Here is a 22,199-nt window from a genome sequence, read left to right on the forward strand (position 1 = left end):
ATGCACGTCTATCTCGCCGCACTCGCCCACGAGACCAACAGCTTCTCGCCGATCCCGACCACCTTGCGCTCCTTCGAGGAGGGCATCCTGGTACGGCCCGGCGCCGGAGCGCAGGATCAAGCCCTGGCCCGCGACTTCCCCGGCTACGGCTTCCTGCTCGAGGTCGCGCAGGAACACGGCGACCGGGTCACGCAAGGCCTGTGCGCCTGGGCCCAGCCGGGTGGGCCGGTGGCGCGCGGCGTATACGAAGCGCTGCGCGACGAACTGCTCGAAGAGCTGAAGGCTGCGGGCCCGGTCGACGCGGTGTTCCTGGTGCTGCACGGCGCCATGATCGCCCAGGGCTATCCCGACTGCGAAGGCGACCTGCTCGAACGCGTGCGCGCCATGGTCGGCCCCGATGTGCCGGTCGGCGCGCTGCTCGACCTGCATGCGACCGTCACGCCGCGCATGGCGCGCAGTTGCCCGGGACTGGTGGCGTGCAAGGAGTATCCGCACACCGACTACCTGGCGCGCACGCGCGAGCTGCATGCGATCCTGGCGAACATGCACGAAGGCAGGGTGCGCCCCGCAACACTGCTGCGCCGGGTGCCGATGCTGGGCCTGTTCGGCACCGGCGAGGCGCCGATGCGCGCGCTGTTGCGCCAGGTGGTGGACCATGAGGCCGAAGCCGGCATCCTGTCGATCTCGCTGATCCACGGCTTCCCCTGGTCCGACACGGTCGACACCGGCGGCGCCGTGCTGGTGGTGTTCGAACAGGGCGCGCAAGCGCGGGCCGAGGCCATCGCCGCCCGGCTGGCGCAGGACTTCTACGCGCTGCGCACGCTCGGCGCGCGCTCGATGCTGGCGCTGGACGCCGCGGTCGACGCCGCCCTCGCGCCCGGCAAGCCAGGACTGGTGGTGATGGCGGACAGTTCCGACAACCCCGGCGGCGGCGCGGCCTGCGACAGCACGTTCGTCTTGCGTGCGCTGCTGGAACGCGGCGCGCGCGACGTGGCGCTGGGCATGCTGTGGGATCCGCAGGCGGTGCAGCTGGCGATGGATGCGGGCGTCGGCGCCAAGCTGCCCCTGCGCGTCGGCGGCAAGGTCGGTCCCGGCTCCGGCCAGCCGGTCGACCTGCAGGCCACCGTGACGGCGGTACGCCGCGACGCGCGCCAGCATGGCTTGGCCGGCAAGTACACGGAAAGCCTGGGCGACGCGGTCGCGATCCATGCGGACGGCATCGACATCGTCCTCAACACCCGGCGCCAGCAGGTGTTCTCGCCCGAATGCTTTACCGAACTCGGTATCGACCTGACCAGCAAGCGCCTGGTGGTGGTGAAATCGACCCGCCATTTCCGCGCCTGGTTCGACACCATCGCCGCCGAGACGGTGATCTGCGACGCCCCCGGCGCCCTGAACGGCGACCTGGCGCGCCTGCCCTATGTCCACTTGCAGCGGCCGATGTGGCCGCTCGATCAGGAGACCGGCCATGCGTAAGGACGCCACCTGGTTCGGCCAGCCGCGCGGCCTGACCATCCTGTTCCTGACCGAGATGTGGGAGAAGTTCTCCTTCTTCGGCATGCGCGCGCTGCAGATCTATTACATGACCAAGGAGCTGCAGTACAGCCAGGCGAATGCCTCGCTGATCTTCGGCGCCTATGCGGCCGGCGTCTACCTGACGCCGATCTTCGGCGGCATGATCGCCGACCGCTGGCTGGGCCGGCGGCCGGCCGTGGTGATCGGCGGCCTCCTGATGGCGTTGGGCCACTTCATGATGGCCTTCGAATCGCTGTTCTTCCCGGCGATGGCCGTGATCGCGATCGGCAACGGCCTGTTCCTGCCGAACCTGCCGAGCCAGGTCACCCTGCTGTACCCGAAGGACGACCCGCGCGCCGGCGCCGCCTTTAACGTCTACTACGTCGGCATCAATCTGGGCGCTTTTCTTGCGCCGCTGATCTGCGGCACCCTGGGCGAGGTCTATGGCTGGCACTACGGCTTCGGCGCCGCCGGCATCGGCATGTGCCTGGGCCTTGTGGTCTACCTCTGGGGCGGCAAGTACCTGCCGGCGGAAGCGTCGAAGCCGAGCGGCCGTCCGGGCGCCGTCGATTCGAACGAGGGCATGTCGAACGTGCCGATGCTGGTCGGGGTGGCGCTGGCCGTGATGCTGTTCCGGATCGCCTACGAGCAGACCGGGAATACCTTTGCGGTCTGGTCGGACAATGCGGTCGAGCGTACCGCCTTCGGCCTGACGATTCCCGTGACCTGGTTCCAGTCGCTCAACCCGATGTTCGTGTTCCTGTTCAGCCCCCTGCTGGTGCGCATGTGGAATGCGCGCGCCGCCCGCGGCCTCGGCACGCCGGCCTTGAAACGCATGGGGCAGGGCGCGCTCGGCATCGGCGTCTCGTATGCGCTGCTGGCCGGCCTGATCGTGCTGGCGGCCGGCATGGGCTTCACCATCGGCTGGCCCTGGATGGTGCTGTTCTTCGCCGTCTTCACCCTGGCCGAGCTGTACATCCTGCCGGTCGGCCTGGGCCTGTTCGCGACCCTGGCGCCGAAGCGCTTCGCCGCCACCACGGTGGCCGCATGGTTCTTCTGCTCCTTCACCGGCAACCTGCTGTCGGGCGTGATCGGCGCGACCTGGGAGCGCATGCGTCCCGAGACCTTCTTCCTGATGATGGCGGCGATCGCCTCGGTGTCGGGCCTGATCCTGTTCGGCATCCATCGCAAGCACCAGGCGACGGTGGCGCTGCCGGACGTGGCCATTCCGCCGGTGGAGAAGGCCTTGTAGACCATGCTTGTCCTGCGCAACGCCCTGGAGGCCGACCTGGACGCCGTGTTCGAGATGGCGCAGGGGATCGGGCCGGGCATGACGACCCTGAAGGCCGACCGCGCGGCGCTGCGCGAGCGCCTGGCCCTGGCCGCCGACTCCTTCGCCGGCGAGGCCGCGCCGGAAGATGCCGACTACCTGTTCGTGCTCGAAGACCTGGATAGCGGTCGGGTATGCGGCGTCTCGGCCATCAAGGCCGCGGTCGGGGTCAAGGAAGCCTTCTACAACTACCGGATCGCCACCAGCGTGCACGCCAGCCCCACCACCGGGCTGGTCAACCGGGTGCAGTCGCTGCACCTGAGCCACGACCTGTCCGGCGCCTCCGAACTGTGCTCGCTCTACCTGCGCCCGGAGTACCGCAAGGGCAGCAACGGCCGCCTGCTGTCGAAGGGACGGCTGCTGTTCATGGCCCAGTTCCCGCAGCTGTTCGGCGCCAAGGTGTTCGCCGAGATGCGCGGCTTCCAGGACGAACATGGCGCCTCGCCGTTCTGGGAAGCGGTGGGGCGGCCCTTCTTCCACATGGATTTCCACGAAGCCGACGACTTGTGCGGCAAGGGCGACCGCCTGTTCATCGAGCACCTGGTGCCGCGCCTGCCCCTCTACACCCACCTGCTGGGGGAAGATGCGCGCGCGGCGATCGGCCGCACCCACGTCGACACGGCGCCGGCGCGCCGCCTGCTCGAGCAGGAAGGCCTGCATTTCGACGGTTACATCGACATCTTCGACGGCGGCCCGGTCCTGCAGGCCAAGCTGCACGACCTGCGCGCCCTGCGCGAGAGCCGCCTGGCGCCGGCGCGCGCCGGCACGCCGCAAGCCGCCGTGCCGACCCTGGTCGCTTCTACCGGGCGCCACGCTTTCCGCGTGGTGGTCGCCGACACCGACCCGGACGCGCCGATTCCGACGCTGCCGCAGGCGGCGCTGGATGCGCTGGGCTGCAACGCCGGGACGCCGCTGCGCCTGATGCCCTTGTCCTCAGGCGGCCTGCCGCAGCGCCACTGAAGCGGATTCCTCCGCCAGGTGGATGGCCTGCGCCGGCAGCGCCAGGCGCACGTCGCGCTGTTCCAGCATCGCCACGATGCGCAGGTAGATTTCCTGCTGCGTGTCCATGAAGACCCGGTAGTCGGCGCTGTCGACGTAGTACACGGTTTCGAAGGTGTAGCCGGGCGCCGCCAGCGAAGCCAGGTGGGCGCGGTCGAAGCGTACCTGCGGCTGGGCGGTGACGATGCCTTCCACCAGGGTGGGCAGCTCGCGCAGGACCGGCTCCGGCGTGGCGTAGGTGACGTCGAAGCGGAACACCACGCGCCGCGCTTCCATGCGGCGCAGGTTCTGGATCCGGCTCTTGAGCAGGTCGGCGTTCGAGAACACGATCTGCTCGCCGCCCAGGCTGCGCACCCGGGTGGTCTTCAGGCCGATCCGCTCCACCGTGCCGAGCATGGTGTCGACGATGATGAAGTCGCCCACCACGAAGGGTTTGTCGAGCACGATGGAGAGCGAGGCGAACAGGTCGCCCAGGATGCTCTGCACCGCCAGCGCGATGGCGATACCGCCGATCCCGAGGCTGGCCACCAGGGTGGTGATGTTGACGCCCAGGTTATCGAGGATCATCAGCGCCAGCACCGCCCACAGGGCCACCCGCAGCAGGAAGGCGATGGCGGCGGCCGAGGTCACGCGATCGGGATCTTCCGCCTGGCGTGCGCGGGTCCCGGCCAGCCAGGCGCGTACCGCATGGTCGCCCCAGACCGCGCACTGCACCAGCACGGCGACGACGGCGATGCGGCTCAGCACCAGCCGGGTGTGCTCGGGCAGGACGAGCAGGGCGGCGCCCGCGTACAGGCCGACCAGCACCAGCACCGCCAGGTGGGTGCGCGACAGGGCCGCGACGGCCGCCCCGGCGACGCGCGCATTGCCGGGATCGGCCATGACCAGGCGCGACAGGCGGCGCAGCAGGATGGCCTTGATGGCGTCCAGGCCGGCCGCGACCACGGCGACGGCCACCAGCGCCACCAGCCAGTCGGACAGCGGATTGCCGAGGAAGACGGTATGCATGTGCAGCCCTCCCGTCATGCCGCCGGGCGTTCGTCGATGGCCGCGGCGGGCGCCAGCGCCGCCAGGAAGCCTTCGCCCCAGCGCGCCACGTCGTGCTCTTCGACGATCATGCCGAGGCGCGCGGCGCGGTAGGCGACTTCGTCGGCGCCCATGGTGAGGGCCTGGTACAGGGTCTCGCTCATGGCGTTGGCATCATACGGGTTCACCAGCAGCGCCCCGTGCAGTTCGACGGCGGCGCCGGCGAACTCGGACAGCACCAGCACCCCGGGTCGGCCCACGGCCTGGCGCGCGGCGACGTATTCCTTGGCCACCAGGTTCAGGCCGTCGCGCAGCGGCGTGATCCAGGCGATGCCGCATGCGGCGTAGTGGGCCACCACGTCCTCGAAAGGCAGGGAGCGGTAGAAGTAGCGCACCGGGACCCAGCCGAGGGTGGAAAAGCGGCCGTTGATGCGGCCGACTGCGCGGTCGAGTTCCTCGCGCAGGCTGTCGTAGATCTCCATGCCGCTGGCGGCCGGGGTGACGATGTTCAGCAGGGTGACCTTGCCCAGCAGTTCGGGATGGCGCTCGAGCATGCGCTCGAAGGCTTCCAGCTTCTCGAGCGAGCCCTTGACGTAGTCGAGACGCTCGATCGAGACGATGCCGGTGCGGCCGTTCAGATAGCCATCGAGTTCGGCCAGCTGGTGCTGGACGGTCTCACCCTGCACCAGGGAGTGGATCAGGCCGACGTCGGTACCGACCGGATGCGCGCCCAGCGCAACGCGTCGCCCGCCCACTTCGATGGCGGTATTCAATCGGTCGACCCCGAGCGCGCAGCCATAGGTCAGGAAACGCGGCGCGCAGGGCACGCTGCCCGCCACCTCGACCGGCGCGAAGGAGCGCACCGCGTCGACGAAGTTCTCGACGTAGCGCGGAATGTGGAAGCCCACGTAGTCGCACTGCAGCAGGCTGCCGATGATGTCGCGCCGCCACGGCAGGATGTTGAACACGTCGCTCGAGGGGAAGGCGGTGTGGTGGAAGAAGGCGATCGTCAGGTCCGGGCGCAGCGGGCGCAGGAAGGCCGGCACCATCCACAGGTTGTAGTCGTGGATCCAGGCGGTGGCGCCATGGGCCGCCTCGCGCGCGGTCTGCTCGGCGAACAGGCGGTTCACTTCCAGGAAGCGCTCCCAGTGGGCCTGGTGGAACTCGGCCTTGTCGGGGAAGGAGAAGATGATCGGCCAGAATGCCTCTTTCGAGAACTTTTTATAGAACAGGTCGATGTCTTCCGCGGTGAGCGCGATGCGCGCCGCCTGCAGCTGCGGGTAGCGTGCGGCGTCGACCGCGACGTGGGTCTGGAAGCCGCCTGGGGCGCGGCTGTCCTGCTGCGACCAGGCGACCCAGGAACCCTTGCGTCCGCCGGCGAAGAAGTTGAGCAGGGTCGGCATGATGCCGTTCGGGCTCTTCGGGCGGCGCTGCAGGGTGATGCCGTCGACCACCAGCTCGTCGTAGGGCAGGCGGTGGTAGACCATCACCAGTTCGGCGTCCCCGAAGGGCTGGGCCGTTTCTTGCGGCGCCGGCTCGCCGAGCGCCATGCCGTGGCGCGCCAGTCCTTCCAGGATGCCGCCGCAGCCCTCCTGCGTCGCCACGTGCACGCGCGGATTCTTGCGCACGCGCTCGACCAGGGCCGGCTCGGAGCCGCCCACGGCCACGCCGCGGAAACCCGCTTCGAACATCGACAGGTCGTTCAGGGTGTCGCCCGCCACCACCACGCTGGCCGGATCGAAGCCGGCCGCCAGGACCAGGCGGCGCAGCGCGGCGCCCTTGCCGACGCCGCGCGGCAGCACGTCGAGGTAGCGTCCGGCCGAGAACAGCAGCTCGCAGTCGAGGGCTTCCACCGCCGCCTGCAGCGCCGGCGTGATCGCGTCCTCGGTAGCGAGGAAGGAACAGCGCCGTTCCTGCGGCACGCTCTGGCGCACCAGCTGCGGGAATGGCTGCAGCGCCTTCAGGACCGCCTGGCTGCCGGGCCAGTGGGCGGTCAGTTCGTGCTGGATCGGCTCGACCGGGCGCAGCTCGCGGTCGACCACCGTCGCGCCGACGTCGGCGATGATGTAGTCGGGCGTGGGGATGGTCGGGTCGCTCAGCAGGGGCATGACGGTCTCGAGGCCGCGTCCGGTGACGAATACCAGGGTGGGACGGGCGCCGCCGGCAGCGGGAAGGGCGGCGAACAGGTCGCGCACGCGCCGGCGCGCCTCATGGGTGCCGGCCAGCAGCGTACCGTCGAGGTCGGTTGCCAGCACGAGGCGGGTTGGGTCGAGGGGGCGGGATATGACGGTCATGAATCATCCTTGTAACGATGCGTCCGCGCGCGGATGGCGGCGGACCGGGTCGGGCATGCGGGACGGGCCGGGAGGCGCACATGCGGAATAAAGGCAGGCGCTGCGCGGGACGCAGCGGGGATCTGCCGGCGAAGGGGGAGTACGAGGTTTTTTGTAAATTACATTTGTACAATAGCATTTCGTGGCGGCATCGACAACCCTTGATCCGATTGCGGGGCCGTTGAAAAAAGCTATTGCAAAACTGCTGAGGGGCTACGTATAATGCGGCTCCCCGGGCGGTTAGTTCAGCTGGTTAGAATACTTGGTCGACATCCAAGGGGTCGCAGGTTCGAATCCTGCACCGCCCACCAGACTTCCAGATCGCAGGCTCCCAGCAATGGTTGTAGCCTGCAGAGAAAAGGCGCAGCGGTGTGCCTTTTCTGTGCCGGCCAGCCAGGCCGGATTCCTCGCTCTTCTCCAGGATACTGCGTAAAACGCAACAGGCCGAGTACACCTCGAAAACCCTGTTGCGTCGTTGCCGTTTGCACGTTATACTAGCCGGCTTCGGTATGGACGCGTCTTTTTATGTCCGTACTTTTTTAGTAGTACTAATTAGCCCCGCCCAATCGTAGGTGGGAATGGAGAAAAAATGAGCCTGGGCCTCCTCGGTCGCAAGGTTGGCATGATGCGTATCTTCACGGATGACGGCGATTCGATCCCTGTCACCGTGCTGGACGTGTCCAACAACCGTGTTGCGCAAGTCAAAACCCCTGAAACTGATGGCTACACTGCGGTGCAAGTCGTCTTCGGCCAGCGTCGCGCTTCCCGCGTGAACAAGGCCGCTGCTGGTCACTACGCCAAAGCTGGCGTCGAAGCCGGCACCCTGCTGCGTGAATTCCTGATCGATTCCGCCAAAGCCGCCGAACTCAAAGCCGGCGACACCATCGATGCATCGATGTTCGAAGTGGGCCAGAAAATCGACGTGCAAGGCACCTCGATCGGTAAGGGCTACGCCGGTACCATCAAGCGTCACAACTTCGCCTCGGGTCGCCAGACCCACGGTAACTCGCGTTCGCACAACGTTCCTGGCTCCATCGGTATGGCGCAGGATCCGGGCCGCGTGTTCCCGGGCAAGCGCATGACCGGTCACATGGGCGACGTTACCGTCACCACCCAGAACCTGGAAATCGCCCGCATCGACGCTGACCGTCAACTGCTGCTCGTGAAAGGTGCCGTTCCTGGCGCCAAGAACGGCCAGGTGATCGTCAAGCCGGCTGTCAAAACCAAAGCCAAGAAAGGAGCCTAAGCATGGAACTCCAGCTCCTGAATGAGCAAGGTCAAGCTGGCGCCGGCGTTGCAGCTGCCGACACCGTGTTCGGCCGCGAATACAACGAAGCCCTGATCCACCAGATCGTGGTCGCCTACGCCGCCAACGCGCGCAGCGGCAACCGCAAGCAGAAGGATCGTGAAGAAGTCCACCACACCACCAAGAAGCCATGGCGCCAGAAGGGCACCGGCCGCGCTCGTGCTGGTATGTCGTCGTCGCCTCTGTGGCGCGGCGGTGGTCGCATCTTCCCGAACACCCCGGACGAGAACTTCTCGCACAAGGTCAACAAGAAGATGTTCCGCGCAGGTATCTGCTCGATCTTCTCGCAGCTGGCCCGCGAAGGCCGTCTGAGCGTTGTCGAAAACCTGTCGATCGAAGCTCCGAAGACCAAGCTGCTGTCGCAAAAGCTGCAGAGCATGGGCCTGGAATCGGTCCTGGTGATCACCGACACCATCGATGAAAACCTGGAACTGGCGTCGCGCAACCTGCCGCACGTGCTCGTCGTCGAGCCGAAGGCAGCTGACCCGATGTCGCTGGTGTTCTACAAAAAAGTCCTGGTCACCAAAGCTGCACTGGCCAAGATCGAGGAGATGTACGCATGAGCGCCGCAATCAAATTCAGCGAAGAGCGCCTGATGAAGGTGCTGCTGGCTCCGGTCATTTCCGAAAAGGCGACTTTCGTCGCCGAAAAGAACGAACAGATCGTGTTCAAGGTTCTGCCGGATGCGACCAAGCCGGAAATCAAGGCTGCCGTCGAACTGCTGTTCAAGGTCGAAGTGGAATCGGTGCAAACCGTGAACCGCGAAGGCAAACAGAAGCGTTCGGGCCGTTTCACCGGTCGCCGCAACCACACCAAGCGTGCTTTCGTGTGCCTGAAGCCAGGCCAGGAAATCAATTTTGTCGAGGAGGCTAAATAATGGCACTCGTTAAGATGAAGCCAACCTCCCCAGGCCGCCGCGGCATGGTGAAAGTTGTGACCGAAGGCCTGTACAAGGGCCGTCCGTTCGCAGCGCTGTTGGAAAAGAAATCGAAGACCGCCGGCCGTAACAACAACGGCCACATCACCACCCGCCACATCGGCGGTGGTCACAAGCAGCACTACCGCCTGGTTGACTTCAAGCGCAACAAGGACGGCATCCCTGCCAAGGTCGAGCGTATCGAATACGACCCGAACCGTACCGCGCACATCGCTCTGCTGTGCTACGCCGACGGTCACCGTGCGTACATCATCGCTCCGAAGGGCGTCGCTGTCGGCGATACGCTGATGAACGGTTCGGAAGCACCGATCAAGGCCGGTAACTGCCTGCCGATCCGCAACATCCCGGTCGGTACCGTGATGCACTGCGTCGAAATGCTGCCTGGCAAAGGCGCACAGATGGCCCGCACCGCCGGCGCCGCTGTCGTCCTGATGGCCCGCGAAGGCACCTACGCCCAGGTCCGCCTGCGCTCGGGTGAAGTCCGCCGCGTGCACATCGAGTGCCGTGCAACCGTGGGTGAAGTCGGCAACGCCGAGCACAGCCTGCGCAAGATCGGTAAAGCCGGTGCGATGCGTTGGCGCGGTGTGCGTCCGACCGTCCGCGGTGTCGTCATGAACCCGATCGACCACCCGCACGGTGGTGGTGAAGGCCGTACGGCAGCGGGTCGTCACCCGGTGTCGCCATGGGGCCAGCAGACCAAGGGCAAGAAGACGCGTTCGAACAAGCGCACTTCGTCGATGATCGTCTCGCGCCGCGGCAAGAAATAAGGGATAAAACATGACTCGTTCATTGAAAAAAGGGCCGTTCATTGACGCCCACCTGGTGAAAAAAGTCGAAGCCGCGCAAGCGACCAAAGACAAGAAGCCAGTCAAAACCTGGTCGCGCCGCTCGACGATCACTCCTGACTTCATCGGTCTGACCATCGCCGTGCACAACGGCAAGGTCCACGTCCCGGTGTACGTCTCGGAGAACATGGTCGGCCACAAGCTCGGCGAATTCGCGCTGACCCGTACGTTCAAGGGCCACGCTGCTGACAAGAAGGCGAAACGATAATGGAAACTAAAGCAATCCTCAAAGGCGTTCGCCTGTCGGAACAAAAGGGCCGCCTCGTCGCTGACCTGATCCGCGGCAAGAAAGTTGACGCAGCACTCAACATTCTGCAGTTCAGCCCGAAAAAGGGCGCGACCATCATCAAGAAGGTTCTCGAGTCGGCAATCGCCAACGCGGAACACAACGATGGCGCCGACATCGACGAACTGAAGGTCGTGCAGATCTACGTCGAAAAGGGTCCGATCCTGAAGCGCTTCACCGCACGTGCGAAGGGCCGCGGCGATCGTATTTCGAAACAATCCTGTCACATCTACGTGACTGTCGGTAACTAAGGGGTCACACGATGGGTCAGAAAATCCACCCAACCGGCTTCCGCCTGGCGGTCACCCGTAACTGGGCGTCGCGCTGGTACGCTGGCAACGGCAACTTCGCCGACATGCTGAAGGAAGACCTGGAAGCTCGCGCTTTCCTGAAGAAGAAGCTGAAGAACGCTTCGGTCGGCCGCATCGTCATCGAGCGTCCTGCCAAGAACGCACGCTTCACGATCTACTCGTCGCGTCCGGGCGTCGTGATCGGCAAGAAAGGCGAAGACATCGAAGTCCTGAAGACTTCGCTGGCGAAGATCATGGGCGTGCCCGTGCACGTCAATATCGAAGAGATCCGCAAGCCGGAAATCGATTCGCAGCTGATCGCCGACTCGATCTCGCAGCAGCTCGAAAAGCGCATCATGTTCCGCCGCGCCATGAAGCGCGCGATGCAGAACGCCATGCGCCTGGGCGCTGTCGGCATCAAGATCATGTCGTCGGGCCGCCTGAACGGCATCGAAATCGCACGTACCGAATGGTACCGCGAAGGCCGTGTGCCTCTGCACACCCTGCGCGCCGATATCGACTACGGCACCAGCGAAGCATCGACCACCTACGGCATCATCGGCGTCAAGGTCTGGGTCTACAAGGGCGACCGTTCGGTCACCGGCGAAGCCCCGGTCATCGACACCCCGCCGGATGAGAAGAAGCCACGCGGCCCGCGTCGCGACGACGGCAAGCCGTCGCGCGGCCCACGCCCGGCCGGCGCCGGCCGTCCTGGCAATGCAGCACCTACCGTCCGTGCACGTCCGGCTGTCAAGCCTGCCGCTCCGGCCGCCGCTGCGCCAGCTGAGAAAGCAGGAGAATAAGCATGCTGCAACCATCGCGCAGGAAGTATCGTAAAGAGCAGAAAGGCCGCAACACCGGCATTTCGCACACCCGCGGCACCGCGGTCTCGTTCGGCGAGTTCGGCCTGAAGGCAGTTGCCCGCGGCCGTATCACCGCACGCCAGATCGAAGCGGCGCGTCGCGCAATGACCCGTCACATCAAGCGTGGCGGCCGTATCTGGATCCGTATCTTCCCGGACAAGCCGATTTCGAACAAGCCGGCCGAAGTCCGTATGGGTAACGGTAAGGGTAACCCGGAGTACTACGTCGCTGAAATCCAGCCAGGCAAGGTCCTGTACGAGATGGATGGCGTCGCAGAAGAACTGGCGCGCGAAGCGTTCCGCCTGGCCGCTGCCAAACTGCCGCTGGCGACCACCTTCGTGGTCCGTCAAGTCGGCCAATAACAGGAGTTGAATATGAAAGCATCGGAACTCCGCGGCAAGGACCAGGAAGCGCTGCAAAAGGAGCTGAATGAGCTGCTGAAGGCCCAGTTCGGCCTGCGCATGCAAATCGCTACCCAGCAGCTGGGCAACACCGCGCAGCTCAAGAAAGTACGTCGCGACATCGCGCGTGTGAAGACTGTGATGAACTCGAAGGAAGCCAAATGAACGACACCACTAAAACGGCGCTGAAGCGTACGCTGGTCGGCAAGGTCGTGTCCGACAAAATGGACAAGACGGTGACCGTCCTGATCGAGCGTCACGTGAAGCACCCGCTGTACGGCAAGATCATCGTGCGTTCGAACAAGTATCACGCGCACGACGAGTCCAACCAGGTCAAGACCGGTGATACGGTCGAGATCACGGAAGGTCGCCCGATCTCGAAGACGAAGGCCTGGACCGTGACCCGTGTTGTGCAAGAAGCACAGGTCATCTAAGCCTTAAAATTTGTCTTGCGTGGCCCGCTGGTATCTGTGATACTAGCGGGCTTCGTTCATGTGTCGCCGCAGTTTGTACCCGCGGATCAGCGGCCTGTAACGAAAGTTATATTGGAAAGTCCAATCACCCAATCGTGAAGCTCCAGCAGGGGCGGCACGGCGGGACCAAGACTGACCGCAGGCCCACGGTTTCCGTGGGGTTTACTACGGCTTAAGTTGGGAAAGAAAATACTATGATTCAAACCGAAAGCCGGCTCGAAGTAGCCGACAACACCGGTGCCAAGGAAGTTCTGTGCATCAAGGTGTTGGGCGGCTCGAAGCGCCGTTATGCGAGCATTGGCGACATCATCAAGGTCACCGTCAAGGTGGCTGCGCCGCGTGGCCGCGTCAAGAAGGGCGAAATTTACAACGCCGTGGTCGTGCGCACCGCCAAGGGTGTGCGCCGCCAGGACGGTTCCCTGGTCAAGTTCGACGGCAACGCCGCCGTTCTGCTGAACGCCAAGCTGGAGCCGATCGGCACCCGTATCTTCGGACCGGTCACGCGCGAACTGCGTACCGAGAAGTTCATGAAGATCGTGTCGCTGGCACCTGAAGTTCTGTAAGGAATCGACATGGATAAAATTCGTAAAAACGACGAAGTCATCGTTCTGGCCGGTAAGGACAAGGGCAAGCGTGGCGTCGTTCAGAAGCGTGTAGACGCTGAGCACGTCATCGTTGAAGGCGTCAACGTCGCTAAGAAAGCGACCAAGCCGAACCCGATGACCGGTGTTACTGGTGGTATCGTCGACAAGACTATGCCGATTCACGTGTCGAACGTCGCGCTGTTTAATGCTGCGACCGGCAAGGCAGATCGCGTTGGCTTCAAAGACCAGGACGGCAAAAAAGTCCGCGTCTTCAAGTCGAACGGCGAAGTAGTGAAGGGGTAAGATAAATGGCCCGTCTCCAACAAATTTACAAAGACAAAGTCGTCGCCGAGCTGACCGAGAAATTCGGTTACAAGTCGATCATGGAAGTCCCGCGCCTGACCAAGATCACCCTGAACATGGGTCTGTCGGAAGCAGTCGCCGACAAGAAGATCATCGAGCACGCTACCGGTGACCTGACCAAGATCGCCGGCCAGAAGCCGGTCGTCACCAAGGCCCGCAAGGCAATCGCAGGTTTCAAGATCCGCGAAGGCTACCCGATCGGCACCATGGTGACCCTGCGCGGCAACCGCATGTACGAATTCCTGGACCGCTTCATCACCGTGGCGCTGCCGCGCGTGCGTGACTTCCGCGGTGTGAATGGCAAATCGTTCGACGGTCGTGGCAACTACAACATCGGCGTCAAGGAACAGATCATCTTCCCTGAAATCGACTACGACAAGATCGACGCGCTGCGTGGCATGAACATCTCGATCACCACCACCGCTAAGACCGACGAAGAAGCCAAAGCGCTGCTCGCCGCCTTCAAATTCCCGTTCAGGAACTAAGAGCATGGCAAAACTTGCACTGATTAACCGCGAAAAGAAGCGTGCAGACCTGGTGGCGAAATTCGCTCCGAAGCGTGCCGCTCTGAAAGCAATCATCGACGACCAGTCGAAGTCGGAAGAAGAGCGTTACGATGCGCGCCTGAAACTGCAGGCCCTGCCGCGTAATTCCGCACCGACCCGCCAGCGTAACCGCTGCGCCATGACCGGCCGCCCACGTGGCACCTTCCGTAAATTCGGTCTGGCCCGTACCAAAGTCCGCGAATTCGCCATGAAAGGCGAAATCCCGGGTATGACCAAAGCCAGCTGGTAATAGGAGAATAAGCAATGAGTATGAGCGATCCTATCGCCGATATGCTGACCCGCATTCGCAACGCACAAACTGTCCAAAAAACCTCGGTCGCAATGCCGTCGTCGAAAGTCAAGGTTGCCATTGCCAACGTCCTGAAGGACGAGGGTTACATCGAAGATTTCGCAGTGACCACCGAAGGTGGCAAGGCGGAACTGAAAATCGGTTTGAAGTATTACACCGGCCGTCCGGTCATCGAGCGCATCGAGCGCGTGTCCCGTCCTGGCCTGCGCGTCTACAAGGGCAAGGATGACATCCCGTCGGTCATGAATGGCCTGGGCGTGGCAATCGTCTCGACCCCGCAAGGCGTGATGACCGACCGCAAGGCACGTGCTACCGGCATCGGTGGCGAAGTGCTGTGCTACGTGGCTTAAGGAGTAGACATGTCTCGAGTAGCTAAGATGCCAATCGCCGTCCCGGCAGGTACCGATGTCGCGATCAACGCGTCGTCGATCACCGTCAAGGGCCCGCTCGGCACCCTGACCCAGCCGCTGAACGGCCTGGTCAAAGTGGAAAACAACAACGGCACGCTGACTTTCGACGTGGTGGACGATTCGCGTGAATCGAACGCCATGTCGGGCACCCTGCGCGCCCTGGTCAACAACATGGTTACCGGCGTCACCAAGGGCTTCGAGAAGAAGCTGAACCTGGTGGGCGTGGGCTACAAGGCAGCTGTGCAGGGCAACGCCCTGAACCTGTCGCTGGGCTTCTCGCACCCGGTGCTGCACGCGATGCCGGAAGGCGTCACCGCCGTGACCCCGACCCCGACCGAAATCCTGATCAAGGGTATCGATCGCCAGAAGGTCGGCCAGGTCGCCGCTGAAGTGCGCGCTTACCGCTCGCCTGAGCCTTACAAGGGCAAGGGTGTCCGTTATTCGGACGAAGTGGTGAAGCTTAAAGAAACCAAGAAGAAATAATCGGAGCTGACATGGACAAGAAACAATCGCGTCTGCGTCGCGGACGTCAAACCCGCATCAAGATCGCCCAGCTGGGCGTGAACCGCCTGTCGGTTCACCGCACCAACCTGCACATCTATGCGAACCTGATCAGCCCGGACGCTAAGGTGCTGGTGTCGGCTTCGACGCTGGAAGCCGAAGTCCGCGCCGAACTGGCTGGCAAGACCGGCGCCGGCGGCAACGCTGCCGCTGCCGCCCTGGTCGGCAAGCGCGTCGCAGAAAAAGCACTGAAAGCAGGGATCACCGAGGTCGCATTCGACCGTTCGGGTTTCCGTTACCACGGCCGTGTCAAAGCGCTGGCAGAAGCTGCCCGCGAAGCCGGTCTGAAGTTCTAAGGAAGAATCGTCATGGCAAAAATGCAAGCGAAAATGCAAAGCGACAAGCCGGATGATGGCATGCGCGAAAAAATGATCGCGATCAACCGCGTGACCAAAGTGGTCAAGGGTGGTCGTATCATGGGTTTTGCAGCGCTGACCGTGGTCGGTGACGGCGATGGCCGCATCGGCATGGGTAAAGGCAAGTCGAAGGAAGTTCCGGTCGGCGTGCAAAAAGCGATGGAAGAAGCCCGCCGCAACCTGATCAAGGTGCCCCTCAAGAACGGTACGCTGCACCACACCGTGTCCGGTCGTCACGGCGCCTCGCGCGTCATGATGATGCCGGCCAAGCCTGGTACCGGCGTCATCGCTGGTGGCGCAATGCGCGCTATCTTCGAAGTGATGGGCGTGACCGACGTGGTCGCCAAGTCGACCGGTTCGTCGAACCCGTACAACCTGGTTCGCGCGACCCTCGACGGTCTGTCGAAAATGAGCACTGCTTCCGACGTCGCCGCCAAGCGCGGCAAGTCGGTCGAAGACATCCTGGGTTAAGGGGAACAAACATGGCAAACACTGTCAAAGTCAAGCTCGTCAAGGGCCTGATCGGTACCCGTCAGGATCACCGTGCCACCGTGCGCGGCCTGGGTCTGCGTCGTGTCAACTCGGTCTCCGAGCTGCAGGACACCCCGTCCGTGCGTGGCATGATCAACAAAGTCGCGTACCTCGTTAAAGTTGTTTCGTAAGCCCTCGGGCTTACGTACGGAGAAATCAATGGAACTCAATACCATTCAACCAGCTGACGGCGCCAAGCACGCGAAGCGTCGCGTTGGCCGCGGTATCGGCTCGGGCCTGGGCAAGACTGCCGGCCGCGGTCACAAGGGTCAGAAATCGCGTTCGGGCGGCTTCCACAAAGTCGGCTTCGAAGGCGGTCAGATGCCTCTGCAGCGTCGTCTGCCGAAGCGTGGCTTCAAGTCGCTGAACGCATCGTTCAAGGCTGAAGTGCGCCTGTCTGACCTGAACAACCTGGCTGTCGGCGAAATCGACATCCTGGTGCTCAAGGCAGCAGGCGTCCTGCCGGTGGTGGCGCGCGACGTGCGCGTCATCCTGTCGGGCGAGATCACCAAAGCGGTGACCCTCAAGGGCCTGAAGGCAACTGCCGGCGCGAAAGCGGCGATCGAAGCAGCTGGCGGTTCGGTCGCTTAATTGCGGCCCTGCCTGATCGGAGCAAAAATTGGCGACTAATTCACAACTTGGTAAAAGCGCCGCTTCCGGCTTCCCCTGGGGCCGGCTGTGGTTTTTGCTTGGCGCATTGGTCGTGTACCGCATCGGTGCTCACATCCCGGTCCCCGGGATTGACCCGGTGCAGCTGGCAGCGCTGTTCAAGCAGAACGAAGGCGGCATCCTGGGCATGTTCAACATGTTCTCGGGTGGCGCCCTGTCCCGCTTTACCGTGTTCGCCCTCGGCATCATGCCTTACATTTCGGCTTCGATCATCATGCAGCTTGCATCGATCGTCTCGCCGCAACTCGAGGCGCTGAAGAAAGAGGGCGAGGCCGGCCGCCGCAAGATCACCCAGTACACCCGTTACTTCACGGTTGCGCTGGCACTGTTCCAGGCGTTCGGCATCGCGGTCGCGCTCGAAGCGCAGCCAGGCCTCGTGCTCGATCCGGGCATGGGCTTCCGCTTCGTCACGGTGACGACGCTCCTGACCGGCACCATGTTCCTCATGTGGCTGGGCGAGCAGATCACCGAACGTGGTCTTGGCAACGGTATTTCGATCATCATTTTTGCCGGTATCGCAGCGGGTCTGCCGTCGGCCCTGGGTGGCCTGGTCACCCTGGTTTCGAACGGTTCGATCAGCAGCATTGCCGCGATCATCATCGTGATCCTGGTGGCAGCGGTAACGTATGCCGTCGTGTTCGTGGAACGCGGACAGCGCAAGATCCTGGTGAATTACGCAAAACGTCAGGTCGGCAACAAGATCTATGGTGGCCAAACCAGCCACCTGCCCTTGAAGCTGAACATGGCCGGCGTGATCCCGCCGATCTTCGCCTCGTCGATCATCCTGTTCCCGGCGACTATCGTGGACTGGTTCACGCGTGGCAAGGATTCCTCGAGCCCCTTCATCGGGTTCCTCAAGGATCTGGCCGCGTCGCTGGCGAACGGTGAGCCGCTTCACGCGGTACTGTATGCGGTGGCGATCGTGTTCTTCTGCTTCTTCTACACCGCGCTGGTATTCAACAGCAAGGAAACGGCGGACAACTTGAAGAAGAGCGGCGCATTCGTTCCGGGCATCCGTCCGGGCGAGCAGACTGCCCGCTACATCGACAAGATCCTGATGCGCCTGACCCTGGCCGGTGCGGTCTATATCACCCTGGTGTGCCTGGTGCCGGAGTTCCTGACCTCGCAGTGGAAAGTTCCTTTCTACTTCGGTGGCACGTCGCTCCTCATCGTAGTCGTGGTGACGATGGACTTCATGGCACAAGTGCAGAACTACGTCATGTCGCAGCAATATGAATCGCTGCTGCGCAAGGCGAATTTCAAGGGTGGGATTCCGTCGCGTTAAGCGAGGAAGGCATAGACCGAATGGCAAAAGACGACGTCATCCAAATGCAGGGGGAGATTCTGGAGAATCTCCCGAACGCAACGTTCCGCGTGAAGCTGGAAAACGGGCACGTAGTTCTGGGACATATCTCGGGTAAAATGCGGATGAATTACATCCGCATTCTCCCGGGTGACAAGGTGACGGTGGAACTGACCCCGTACGACCTGTCCCGGGCTCGCATTGTGTTCCGCACCAAGTAAAAATCATTAAAGTAAACGAACCGAAGAGAGTGCAAAATGAAAGTTAACGCTTCAGTCAAGCGGATCTGCCGCAACTGCAAGATCATCAAGCGCAAGGGCGTGGTCCGTGTGATCTGCGTCGAGCCGCGTCACAAGCAGCGTCAAGGTTAAGAGGAATAACGAATGGCACGTATTGCAGGGGTTAACATCCCAAATCATCAGCACACTGTTATCGGCCTGACGGCGATCTACGGTATTGGCCGTCCGCGTTCGCAGAAGATCTGCGACGCCACCGGTATCGCGACCAACAAAAAGGTCAAGGACCTGGACGATAACGAACTCGAGAAGCTGCGTGACGAAGTCGCGAAGTTTGTCGTGGAAGGCGACCTGCGCCGCGAACTGTCCATGAACATCAAGCGTCTGATGGACCTGGGCTGCTACCGCGGCATGCGTCACCGTAAGGGCCTGCCAGTGCGCGGTCAGCGCACCCGCACCAATGCACGTACCCGCAAGGGCCCGCGCAAGGCCGCTCAATCGCTGAAGAAATAATCTAGGAACCGACCATGGCCAAGCAACAGAGCAGCGCAGCAGCAGCCCGCGTGCGCAAGAAAGTCAAGAAGAACGTCGCCGAGGGCATCGCCCACGTGCACGCGTCCTTCAACAACACCATCATCACGATCACCGACCGCCAGGGCAACGCCCTGTCGTGGGCAACCTCGGGCGGCGCCGGCTTCAAAGGCTCGCGCAAATCGACCCCGTTCGCAGCGCAGGTTGCTGCCGAAGCCGCGGGCAAGGTCGCTCAGGAATCGGGCGTGAAGAACCTGGAAGTGCGCATCAAGGGCCCAGGCCCGGGCCGTGAATCGGCTGTGCGTGCACTGAACAACCTGGGCATCAAGATCACCGAGATCCAGGACGTCACCCCGGTTCCGCACAACGGCTGCCGTCCGCCGAAGCGTCGTCGTATCTAATACGGCGTCGATTCGGGGGTAGGGGAGGCCTCGTGCCTCTCCTGCGTCGCGAAAAGCCAACGACGGGGCCTTGCGCCCCGTTGTGTTTTACGAGATTGGCCGGTGCAGTGCCCTGAAAATGGGTTATACTGCCCGGCTCTTGTCGTCTGCCGTTTTCACGGCGGGCGTTTTTTCAAGCCACGTCCGCTCTCTCGCAGAAGCGGACTAGCGCCTGGGCCGCATGGCTCTGGGGCGTGATCAATTTAAAAGGTATTCAACGTGGCACGTTATATCGGACCAAAAGCAAAACTGTCGCGCCGTGAAGGCACCGACCTGTTCCTGAAGAGCGCACGCCGCTCGCTCGATTCGAAGTGCAAACTGGACATCAAGCCAGGCCAGCACGGCGTCAAGTCGGGTGCCCGCACCTCGGACTACGGCAACCAGCTGCGTGAAAAGCAGAAGGTCAAGCGCATGTACGGCGTCCTCGAGCGTCAGTTCCGCCGCTACTTCGCTGAAGCATCGCGTAAAAAAGGCAACACCGGCGAAACCCTGCTGCGCCTGCTGGAAACCCGCCTGGACAACGTCGCGTACCGCATGGGCTTCGGCTCGACCCGCGCCGAAGCACGCCAGTTGGTGAGCCACAAGGCCTTCACCGTCAACGGCCAGGTCGTGAATATCGCTTCCTACCAGGTCAAGACCGGCGACGTGATCGCTGTTCGTGAAAAAGCCAAGAAGCAAGTGCGTATCGCTGAAGCGCTGTCGCTGGCTGAACAGATCGGCTTCCCGAGCTGGGTGTCGGTCGATGCCAAGAAGTTCGAAGGCACCTTCCGTTCGTTCCCGGAGCGTAACGAGATCGCTGCTGACGTCAACGAAGCGCTGATCGTCGAACTGTACTCGCGTTAATCGACTTCGTCGCGGTCTCCCCGCGACGAAGTCGTCCCGGCGAAGGCCGGGATCCAAGTTTGCCGGCATATCGAAAAACTTGGGTTCCGGCCTGCGCCGGAAGTCGGAGCCGCCAGTGGCGGGTACGACGGTGGTGTGCGGCTGCAGCGACCAAAGGTCGGCGCCGCAACAGGATCAGAATTTCACTTCCCGTCGTTCACTAGAATTCGTATCACCGCCTGCTCATCGAGCAGGCGCTTTTATTAATGCCATCAGCCTTATCGGTGTAACGAGCCGAGGGTATTGAAGAGGACATTTCATGCAAAACAGTCTGTTGAAGCCACGTATTATCGATGTCGAAGCAATCGCTCCGGGTCACGCCAAAGTCGTGATGGAGCCGTTCGAGCGTGGTTATGGCCACACCCTGGGCAATGCGCTGCGTCGCGTGCTGCTGTCGTCGATGATCGGCTACGCGCCGACCGAAGTGACGATCGCCGGTGTCGTGCACGAGTACTCGTCGCTGGACGGCGTGCAGGAAGACGTCGTCGACCTGCTGCTGAACCTGAAGGGCGTGGTCTTCAAGGTCCACAACCGTGATTCGGTCACCCTGACCCTGAAGAAGGAAGGCGAAGGCGCCGTCCTGGCATCGGACATCGACCTGCCGCACGACGTCGAGCTGATCAACCCGGACCACGTGATCGCCCACCTGACCGCCGGCGGCAAGCTGGACATGCAGATCAAGGTCGAGAAGGGCCGCGGCTACGTTCCCGGCAACGTGCGCCGCCTGTCGGAAGACACCAACAAGACCATCGGCCGCATCATCCTGGACGCATCGTTCTCGCCGGTCCGCCGCGTGTCGTACGCCGTGGAATCGGCCCGTGTCGAACAGCGTACCGACCTGGACAAGCTGATCATCAACATCGAGACCAACGGCGTCATCACCCCGGAAGAGGCGATCCGCCAGTCGGCACGCGTGCTGGTCGACCAGCTGAACGTGTTCGCCGCCCTGGAAGGCACCGAAGCCGCCGCCGAAGCACCGTCGCGCGCACCGCTGGTCGATCCGATCCTGCTGCGTCCGGTCGACGACCTGGAACTGACCGTCCGCTCGGCAAACTGCCTGAAAGCGGAAAACATCTACTACATCGGCGACCTGATCCAGCGTTCGGAAAACGAACTGCTCAAGACGCCGAACCTGGGCCGCAAGTCGCTAAACGAAATCAAGGAAGTCCTGGCTTCCCGCGGCCTGACCCTGGGCATGAAGCTGGAAAACTGGCCGCCTGCAGGTCTGGAAAAGTAATTGCTGTACCTGCCCGGGCAATGTCGTTCGGGCAGTCTTAAACCCCTAGAACCGGTCCGCGGACATGCGCAAGCATGAACGATCGAAGAACTGGACATTAAACACTCGAAAGGAAGTACCATGCGTCACCGTCACGGCCTCCGTAAGCTGAACCGTACCTCGTCCCACCGCCTGGCAATGCTGCGCAACATGACCGTCTCGCTGCTGCGTCATGAAGCCATCAAGACCACCGTGCCGAAAGCCAAGGAACTGCGTCGCGTCATCGAACCGATCCTGACCCTGGGCAAGACCGACACCCTGGCCAACAAGCGCCTGGCATTCGCTCGCCTGCGCGATCGCGAAATGGTGCAGAAGCTGTTCGCCGAACTCGGCCCGCGTTACGCCAACCGCAACGGCGGCTACCTGCGCATCCTGAAAATGGGTTTCCGCGTGGGCGACAATGCGCCGATGGCCTACGTCGAACTGCTGGACCGTCCGGAAGTCACCTCGGCTGAAGAAGCACCGACCGCCGAGTAATCGCTTCGCGCGACTCGAAAGAACCAGGCCTTGCGCCTGGTTTTTTTTCGCCAGTATGGCGCCGGGCCGAGCAGGGCGGCGGCGGCCGGTGTACCATGCCGGTGCGCTGTAACAACTCATC

At 62.9% G+C, this 22,199-nt stretch carries 33 protein-coding genes and 1 tRNA gene; 32 read left to right on the plus strand and 2 right to left on the minus strand.

The window, feature by feature from the left end; all coding sequences use genetic code 11:
• The 3 genes from LQ564_RS11670 to astA are packed head-to-tail and all read left to right on the plus strand — an operon-like array spanning position 1 to position 3,805.
• Entirely contained in the window at positions 1 to 1,476 is a 1,476-nt protein-coding gene (locus LQ564_RS11670) for a M81 family metallopeptidase (protein WP_231058281.1), read from the plus strand.
• Positions 1,469 to 2,767 (plus strand): peptide MFS transporter, encoded by a 1,299-nt coding sequence (locus LQ564_RS11675; RefSeq protein ID WP_231058282.1) that lies wholly within the window; start codon positions 1,469 to 1,471, stop codon positions 2,765 to 2,767. Before LQ564_RS11670 ends, LQ564_RS11675 begins: the two co-directional genes overlap by 8 nt.
• 3 nt (positions 2,768 to 2,770) lie before the next feature.
• On the plus strand, positions 2,771 to 3,805 hold the full coding sequence (gene astA / locus LQ564_RS11680) for an arginine N-succinyltransferase (protein ID WP_231058283.1): 1,035 nt from the start codon (positions 2,771 to 2,773) through the stop codon (positions 3,803 to 3,805).
• On the opposite strand, the gene LQ564_RS11685 is transcribed toward astA, so the two are convergent.
• Entirely contained in the window at positions 3,779 to 4,852 is a 1,074-nt protein-coding gene (locus LQ564_RS11685; protein WP_231058284.1) for a mechanosensitive ion channel family protein, read from the minus strand. The two genes, astA and LQ564_RS11685, sit on opposite strands and share 27 nt — an antisense overlap.
• A 14-nt stretch (positions 4,853 to 4,866) precedes the next feature.
• The gene (ggpS, locus tag LQ564_RS11690) at positions 4,867 to 7,164 is read right to left on the minus strand and encodes a glucosylglycerol-phosphate synthase (protein ID WP_231058285.1); all 2,298 of its coding nucleotides are present in this window, start codon (positions 7,162 to 7,164) and stop codon (positions 4,867 to 4,869) included.
• A 273-nt stretch (positions 7,165 to 7,437) separates the two neighbouring features.
• Here ggpS and LQ564_RS11695 point away from each other — a divergent pair.
• The 29 genes from LQ564_RS11695 (at position 7,438) to rplQ (ending at position 22,078) form a co-directional block, all read left to right on the plus strand.
• Positions 7,438 to 7,514, plus strand: a tRNA-Val gene (locus LQ564_RS11695).
• Positions 7,515 to 7,792: 278 nt separating this feature from the next.
• The gene (rplC, locus tag LQ564_RS11700; protein ID WP_231058286.1) at positions 7,793 to 8,449 is read left to right on the plus strand and encodes a 50S ribosomal protein L3; all 657 of its coding nucleotides are present in this window, start codon (positions 7,793 to 7,795) and stop codon (positions 8,447 to 8,449) included.
• Positions 8,450 to 8,451: 2 nt separating this feature from the next.
• A complete protein-coding gene (gene rplD / locus LQ564_RS11705) occupies positions 8,452 to 9,072 on the plus strand; it encodes a 50S ribosomal protein L4 (RefSeq protein WP_231058287.1) in 621 nt (206 codons plus the stop codon).
• The gene (rplW, locus tag LQ564_RS11710; protein ID WP_020655679.1) at positions 9,069 to 9,386 is read left to right on the plus strand and encodes a 50S ribosomal protein L23; all 318 of its coding nucleotides are present in this window, start codon (positions 9,069 to 9,071) and stop codon (positions 9,384 to 9,386) included. Before rplD ends, rplW begins: the two co-directional genes overlap by 4 nt.
• The gene (gene rplB, locus LQ564_RS11715; protein WP_231058288.1) at positions 9,386 to 10,213 is read left to right on the plus strand and encodes a 50S ribosomal protein L2; all 828 of its coding nucleotides are present in this window, start codon (positions 9,386 to 9,388) and stop codon (positions 10,211 to 10,213) included. The genes rplW and rplB overlap by 1 nt, the downstream gene beginning before the upstream one ends.
• A gap of 10 nt (positions 10,214 to 10,223) precedes the next feature.
• Positions 10,224 to 10,499, plus strand: a complete 276-nt coding sequence (gene rpsS / locus LQ564_RS11720) for a 30S ribosomal protein S19 (RefSeq protein ID WP_005663463.1) — start codon at positions 10,224 to 10,226, stop codon at positions 10,497 to 10,499.
• The gene (gene rplV, locus LQ564_RS11725) at positions 10,496 to 10,828 is read left to right on the plus strand and encodes a 50S ribosomal protein L22 (protein ID WP_171085678.1); all 333 of its coding nucleotides are present in this window, start codon (positions 10,496 to 10,498) and stop codon (positions 10,826 to 10,828) included. The genes rpsS and rplV overlap by 4 nt, the downstream gene beginning before the upstream one ends.
• Positions 10,829 to 10,839: 11 nt before the next feature.
• Positions 10,840 to 11,670, plus strand: a complete 831-nt coding sequence (gene rpsC / locus LQ564_RS11730; protein WP_231058289.1) for a 30S ribosomal protein S3 — start codon at positions 10,840 to 10,842, stop codon at positions 11,668 to 11,670.
• Positions 11,671 to 11,672: 2 nt separating this feature from the next.
• Entirely contained in the window at positions 11,673 to 12,092 is a 420-nt protein-coding gene (rplP, locus tag LQ564_RS11735) for a 50S ribosomal protein L16 (RefSeq protein ID WP_005663456.1), read from the plus strand.
• A 12-nt stretch (positions 12,093 to 12,104) separates the two neighbouring features.
• Positions 12,105 to 12,296 (plus strand): 50S ribosomal protein L29, encoded by a 192-nt coding sequence (gene rpmC / locus LQ564_RS11740; protein ID WP_027867254.1) that lies wholly within the window; start codon positions 12,105 to 12,107, stop codon positions 12,294 to 12,296.
• Positions 12,293 to 12,565 carry a 30S ribosomal protein S17 gene (gene rpsQ, locus LQ564_RS11745; RefSeq protein ID WP_231058290.1) on the plus strand — a complete coding sequence of 91 codons (273 nt, stop codon included), beginning with the start codon at positions 12,293 to 12,295 and terminating at the stop codon, positions 12,563 to 12,565. The genes rpmC and rpsQ overlap by 4 nt, the downstream gene beginning before the upstream one ends.
• A gap of 233 nt (positions 12,566 to 12,798) precedes the next feature.
• Positions 12,799 to 13,167, plus strand: a complete 369-nt coding sequence (gene rplN / locus LQ564_RS11750) for a 50S ribosomal protein L14 (RefSeq protein ID WP_005663451.1) — start codon at positions 12,799 to 12,801, stop codon at positions 13,165 to 13,167.
• A gap of 9 nt (positions 13,168 to 13,176) precedes the next feature.
• Positions 13,177 to 13,491 (plus strand): 50S ribosomal protein L24, encoded by a 315-nt coding sequence (rplX, locus tag LQ564_RS11755; protein ID WP_027867252.1) that lies wholly within the window; start codon positions 13,177 to 13,179, stop codon positions 13,489 to 13,491.
• Positions 13,492 to 13,496: 5 nt separating this feature from the next.
• A complete protein-coding gene (gene rplE, locus LQ564_RS11760; protein ID WP_224946781.1) occupies positions 13,497 to 14,036 on the plus strand; it encodes a 50S ribosomal protein L5 in 540 nt (179 codons plus the stop codon).
• A 4-nt stretch (positions 14,037 to 14,040) separates the two neighbouring features.
• On the plus strand, positions 14,041 to 14,346 hold the full coding sequence (gene rpsN, locus LQ564_RS11765; RefSeq protein WP_231058291.1) for a 30S ribosomal protein S14: 306 nt from the start codon (positions 14,041 to 14,043) through the stop codon (positions 14,344 to 14,346).
• Positions 14,347 to 14,360: 14 nt separating this feature from the next.
• Positions 14,361 to 14,756 carry a 30S ribosomal protein S8 gene (rpsH, locus tag LQ564_RS11770; protein ID WP_231058292.1) on the plus strand — a complete coding sequence of 132 codons (396 nt, stop codon included), beginning with the start codon at positions 14,361 to 14,363 and terminating at the stop codon, positions 14,754 to 14,756.
• Between the two features lie 9 nt (positions 14,757 to 14,765).
• Positions 14,766 to 15,299: a 50S ribosomal protein L6 gene (gene rplF, locus LQ564_RS11775; protein WP_211519059.1), complete on the plus strand. Its 534-nt coding sequence runs from the start codon at positions 14,766 to 14,768 to the stop codon at positions 15,297 to 15,299.
• An 11-nt stretch (positions 15,300 to 15,310) separates the two neighbouring features.
• Positions 15,311 to 15,673, plus strand: a complete 363-nt coding sequence (rplR, locus tag LQ564_RS11780; RefSeq protein ID WP_005663438.1) for a 50S ribosomal protein L18 — start codon at positions 15,311 to 15,313, stop codon at positions 15,671 to 15,673.
• Positions 15,674 to 15,685: 12 nt separating this feature from the next.
• Positions 15,686 to 16,204 (plus strand): 30S ribosomal protein S5, encoded by a 519-nt coding sequence (gene rpsE, locus LQ564_RS11785; protein WP_231058293.1) that lies wholly within the window; start codon positions 15,686 to 15,688, stop codon positions 16,202 to 16,204.
• Between the two features lie 11 nt (positions 16,205 to 16,215).
• Entirely contained in the window at positions 16,216 to 16,395 is a 180-nt protein-coding gene (rpmD, locus tag LQ564_RS11790) for a 50S ribosomal protein L30 (RefSeq protein ID WP_036246278.1), read from the plus strand.
• 28 nt (positions 16,396 to 16,423) lie between these two features.
• Positions 16,424 to 16,855: a 50S ribosomal protein L15 gene (gene rplO, locus LQ564_RS11795; protein ID WP_231058294.1), complete on the plus strand. Its 432-nt coding sequence runs from the start codon at positions 16,424 to 16,426 to the stop codon at positions 16,853 to 16,855.
• A gap of 28 nt (positions 16,856 to 16,883) precedes the next feature.
• A complete protein-coding gene (secY, locus tag LQ564_RS11800; RefSeq protein ID WP_231058295.1) occupies positions 16,884 to 18,218 on the plus strand; it encodes a preprotein translocase subunit SecY in 1,335 nt (444 codons plus the stop codon).
• A 20-nt stretch (positions 18,219 to 18,238) separates the two neighbouring features.
• A complete protein-coding gene (infA, locus tag LQ564_RS11805; RefSeq protein ID WP_005663428.1) occupies positions 18,239 to 18,457 on the plus strand; it encodes a translation initiation factor IF-1 in 219 nt (72 codons plus the stop codon).
• A gap of 36 nt (positions 18,458 to 18,493) precedes the next feature.
• Positions 18,494 to 18,607, plus strand: a complete 114-nt coding sequence (rpmJ, locus tag LQ564_RS11810; protein ID WP_005663407.1) for a 50S ribosomal protein L36 — start codon at positions 18,494 to 18,496, stop codon at positions 18,605 to 18,607.
• Between the two features lie 12 nt (positions 18,608 to 18,619).
• Positions 18,620 to 18,985 (plus strand): 30S ribosomal protein S13, encoded by a 366-nt coding sequence (gene rpsM / locus LQ564_RS11815; RefSeq protein ID WP_036208931.1) that lies wholly within the window; start codon positions 18,620 to 18,622, stop codon positions 18,983 to 18,985.
• A 14-nt stretch (positions 18,986 to 18,999) separates the two neighbouring features.
• On the plus strand, positions 19,000 to 19,404 hold the full coding sequence (rpsK, locus tag LQ564_RS11820) for a 30S ribosomal protein S11 (protein WP_005663404.1): 405 nt from the start codon (positions 19,000 to 19,002) through the stop codon (positions 19,402 to 19,404).
• A gap of 258 nt (positions 19,405 to 19,662) precedes the next feature.
• Entirely contained in the window at positions 19,663 to 20,286 is a 624-nt protein-coding gene (rpsD, locus tag LQ564_RS11825; protein WP_231058296.1) for a 30S ribosomal protein S4, read from the plus strand.
• Positions 20,287 to 20,584: 298 nt separating this feature from the next.
• Positions 20,585 to 21,562 (plus strand): DNA-directed RNA polymerase subunit alpha, encoded by a 978-nt coding sequence (locus LQ564_RS11830; RefSeq protein ID WP_027867241.1) that lies wholly within the window; start codon positions 20,585 to 20,587, stop codon positions 21,560 to 21,562.
• A 120-nt stretch (positions 21,563 to 21,682) separates the two neighbouring features.
• Complete coding sequence (gene rplQ / locus LQ564_RS11835; protein WP_005663400.1) at positions 21,683 to 22,078, plus strand: 50S ribosomal protein L17; 396 nt, start codon at positions 21,683 to 21,685, stop codon at positions 22,076 to 22,078.
• The last annotated feature ends 121 nt before the right edge of the window (positions 22,079 to 22,199 follow it).

It is taken from the genome of Massilia phyllostachyos, from assembly GCF_021044825.1.
Lineage (GTDB): Bacteria > Pseudomonadota > Gammaproteobacteria > Burkholderiales > Burkholderiaceae_D > Telluria > Telluria phyllostachyos.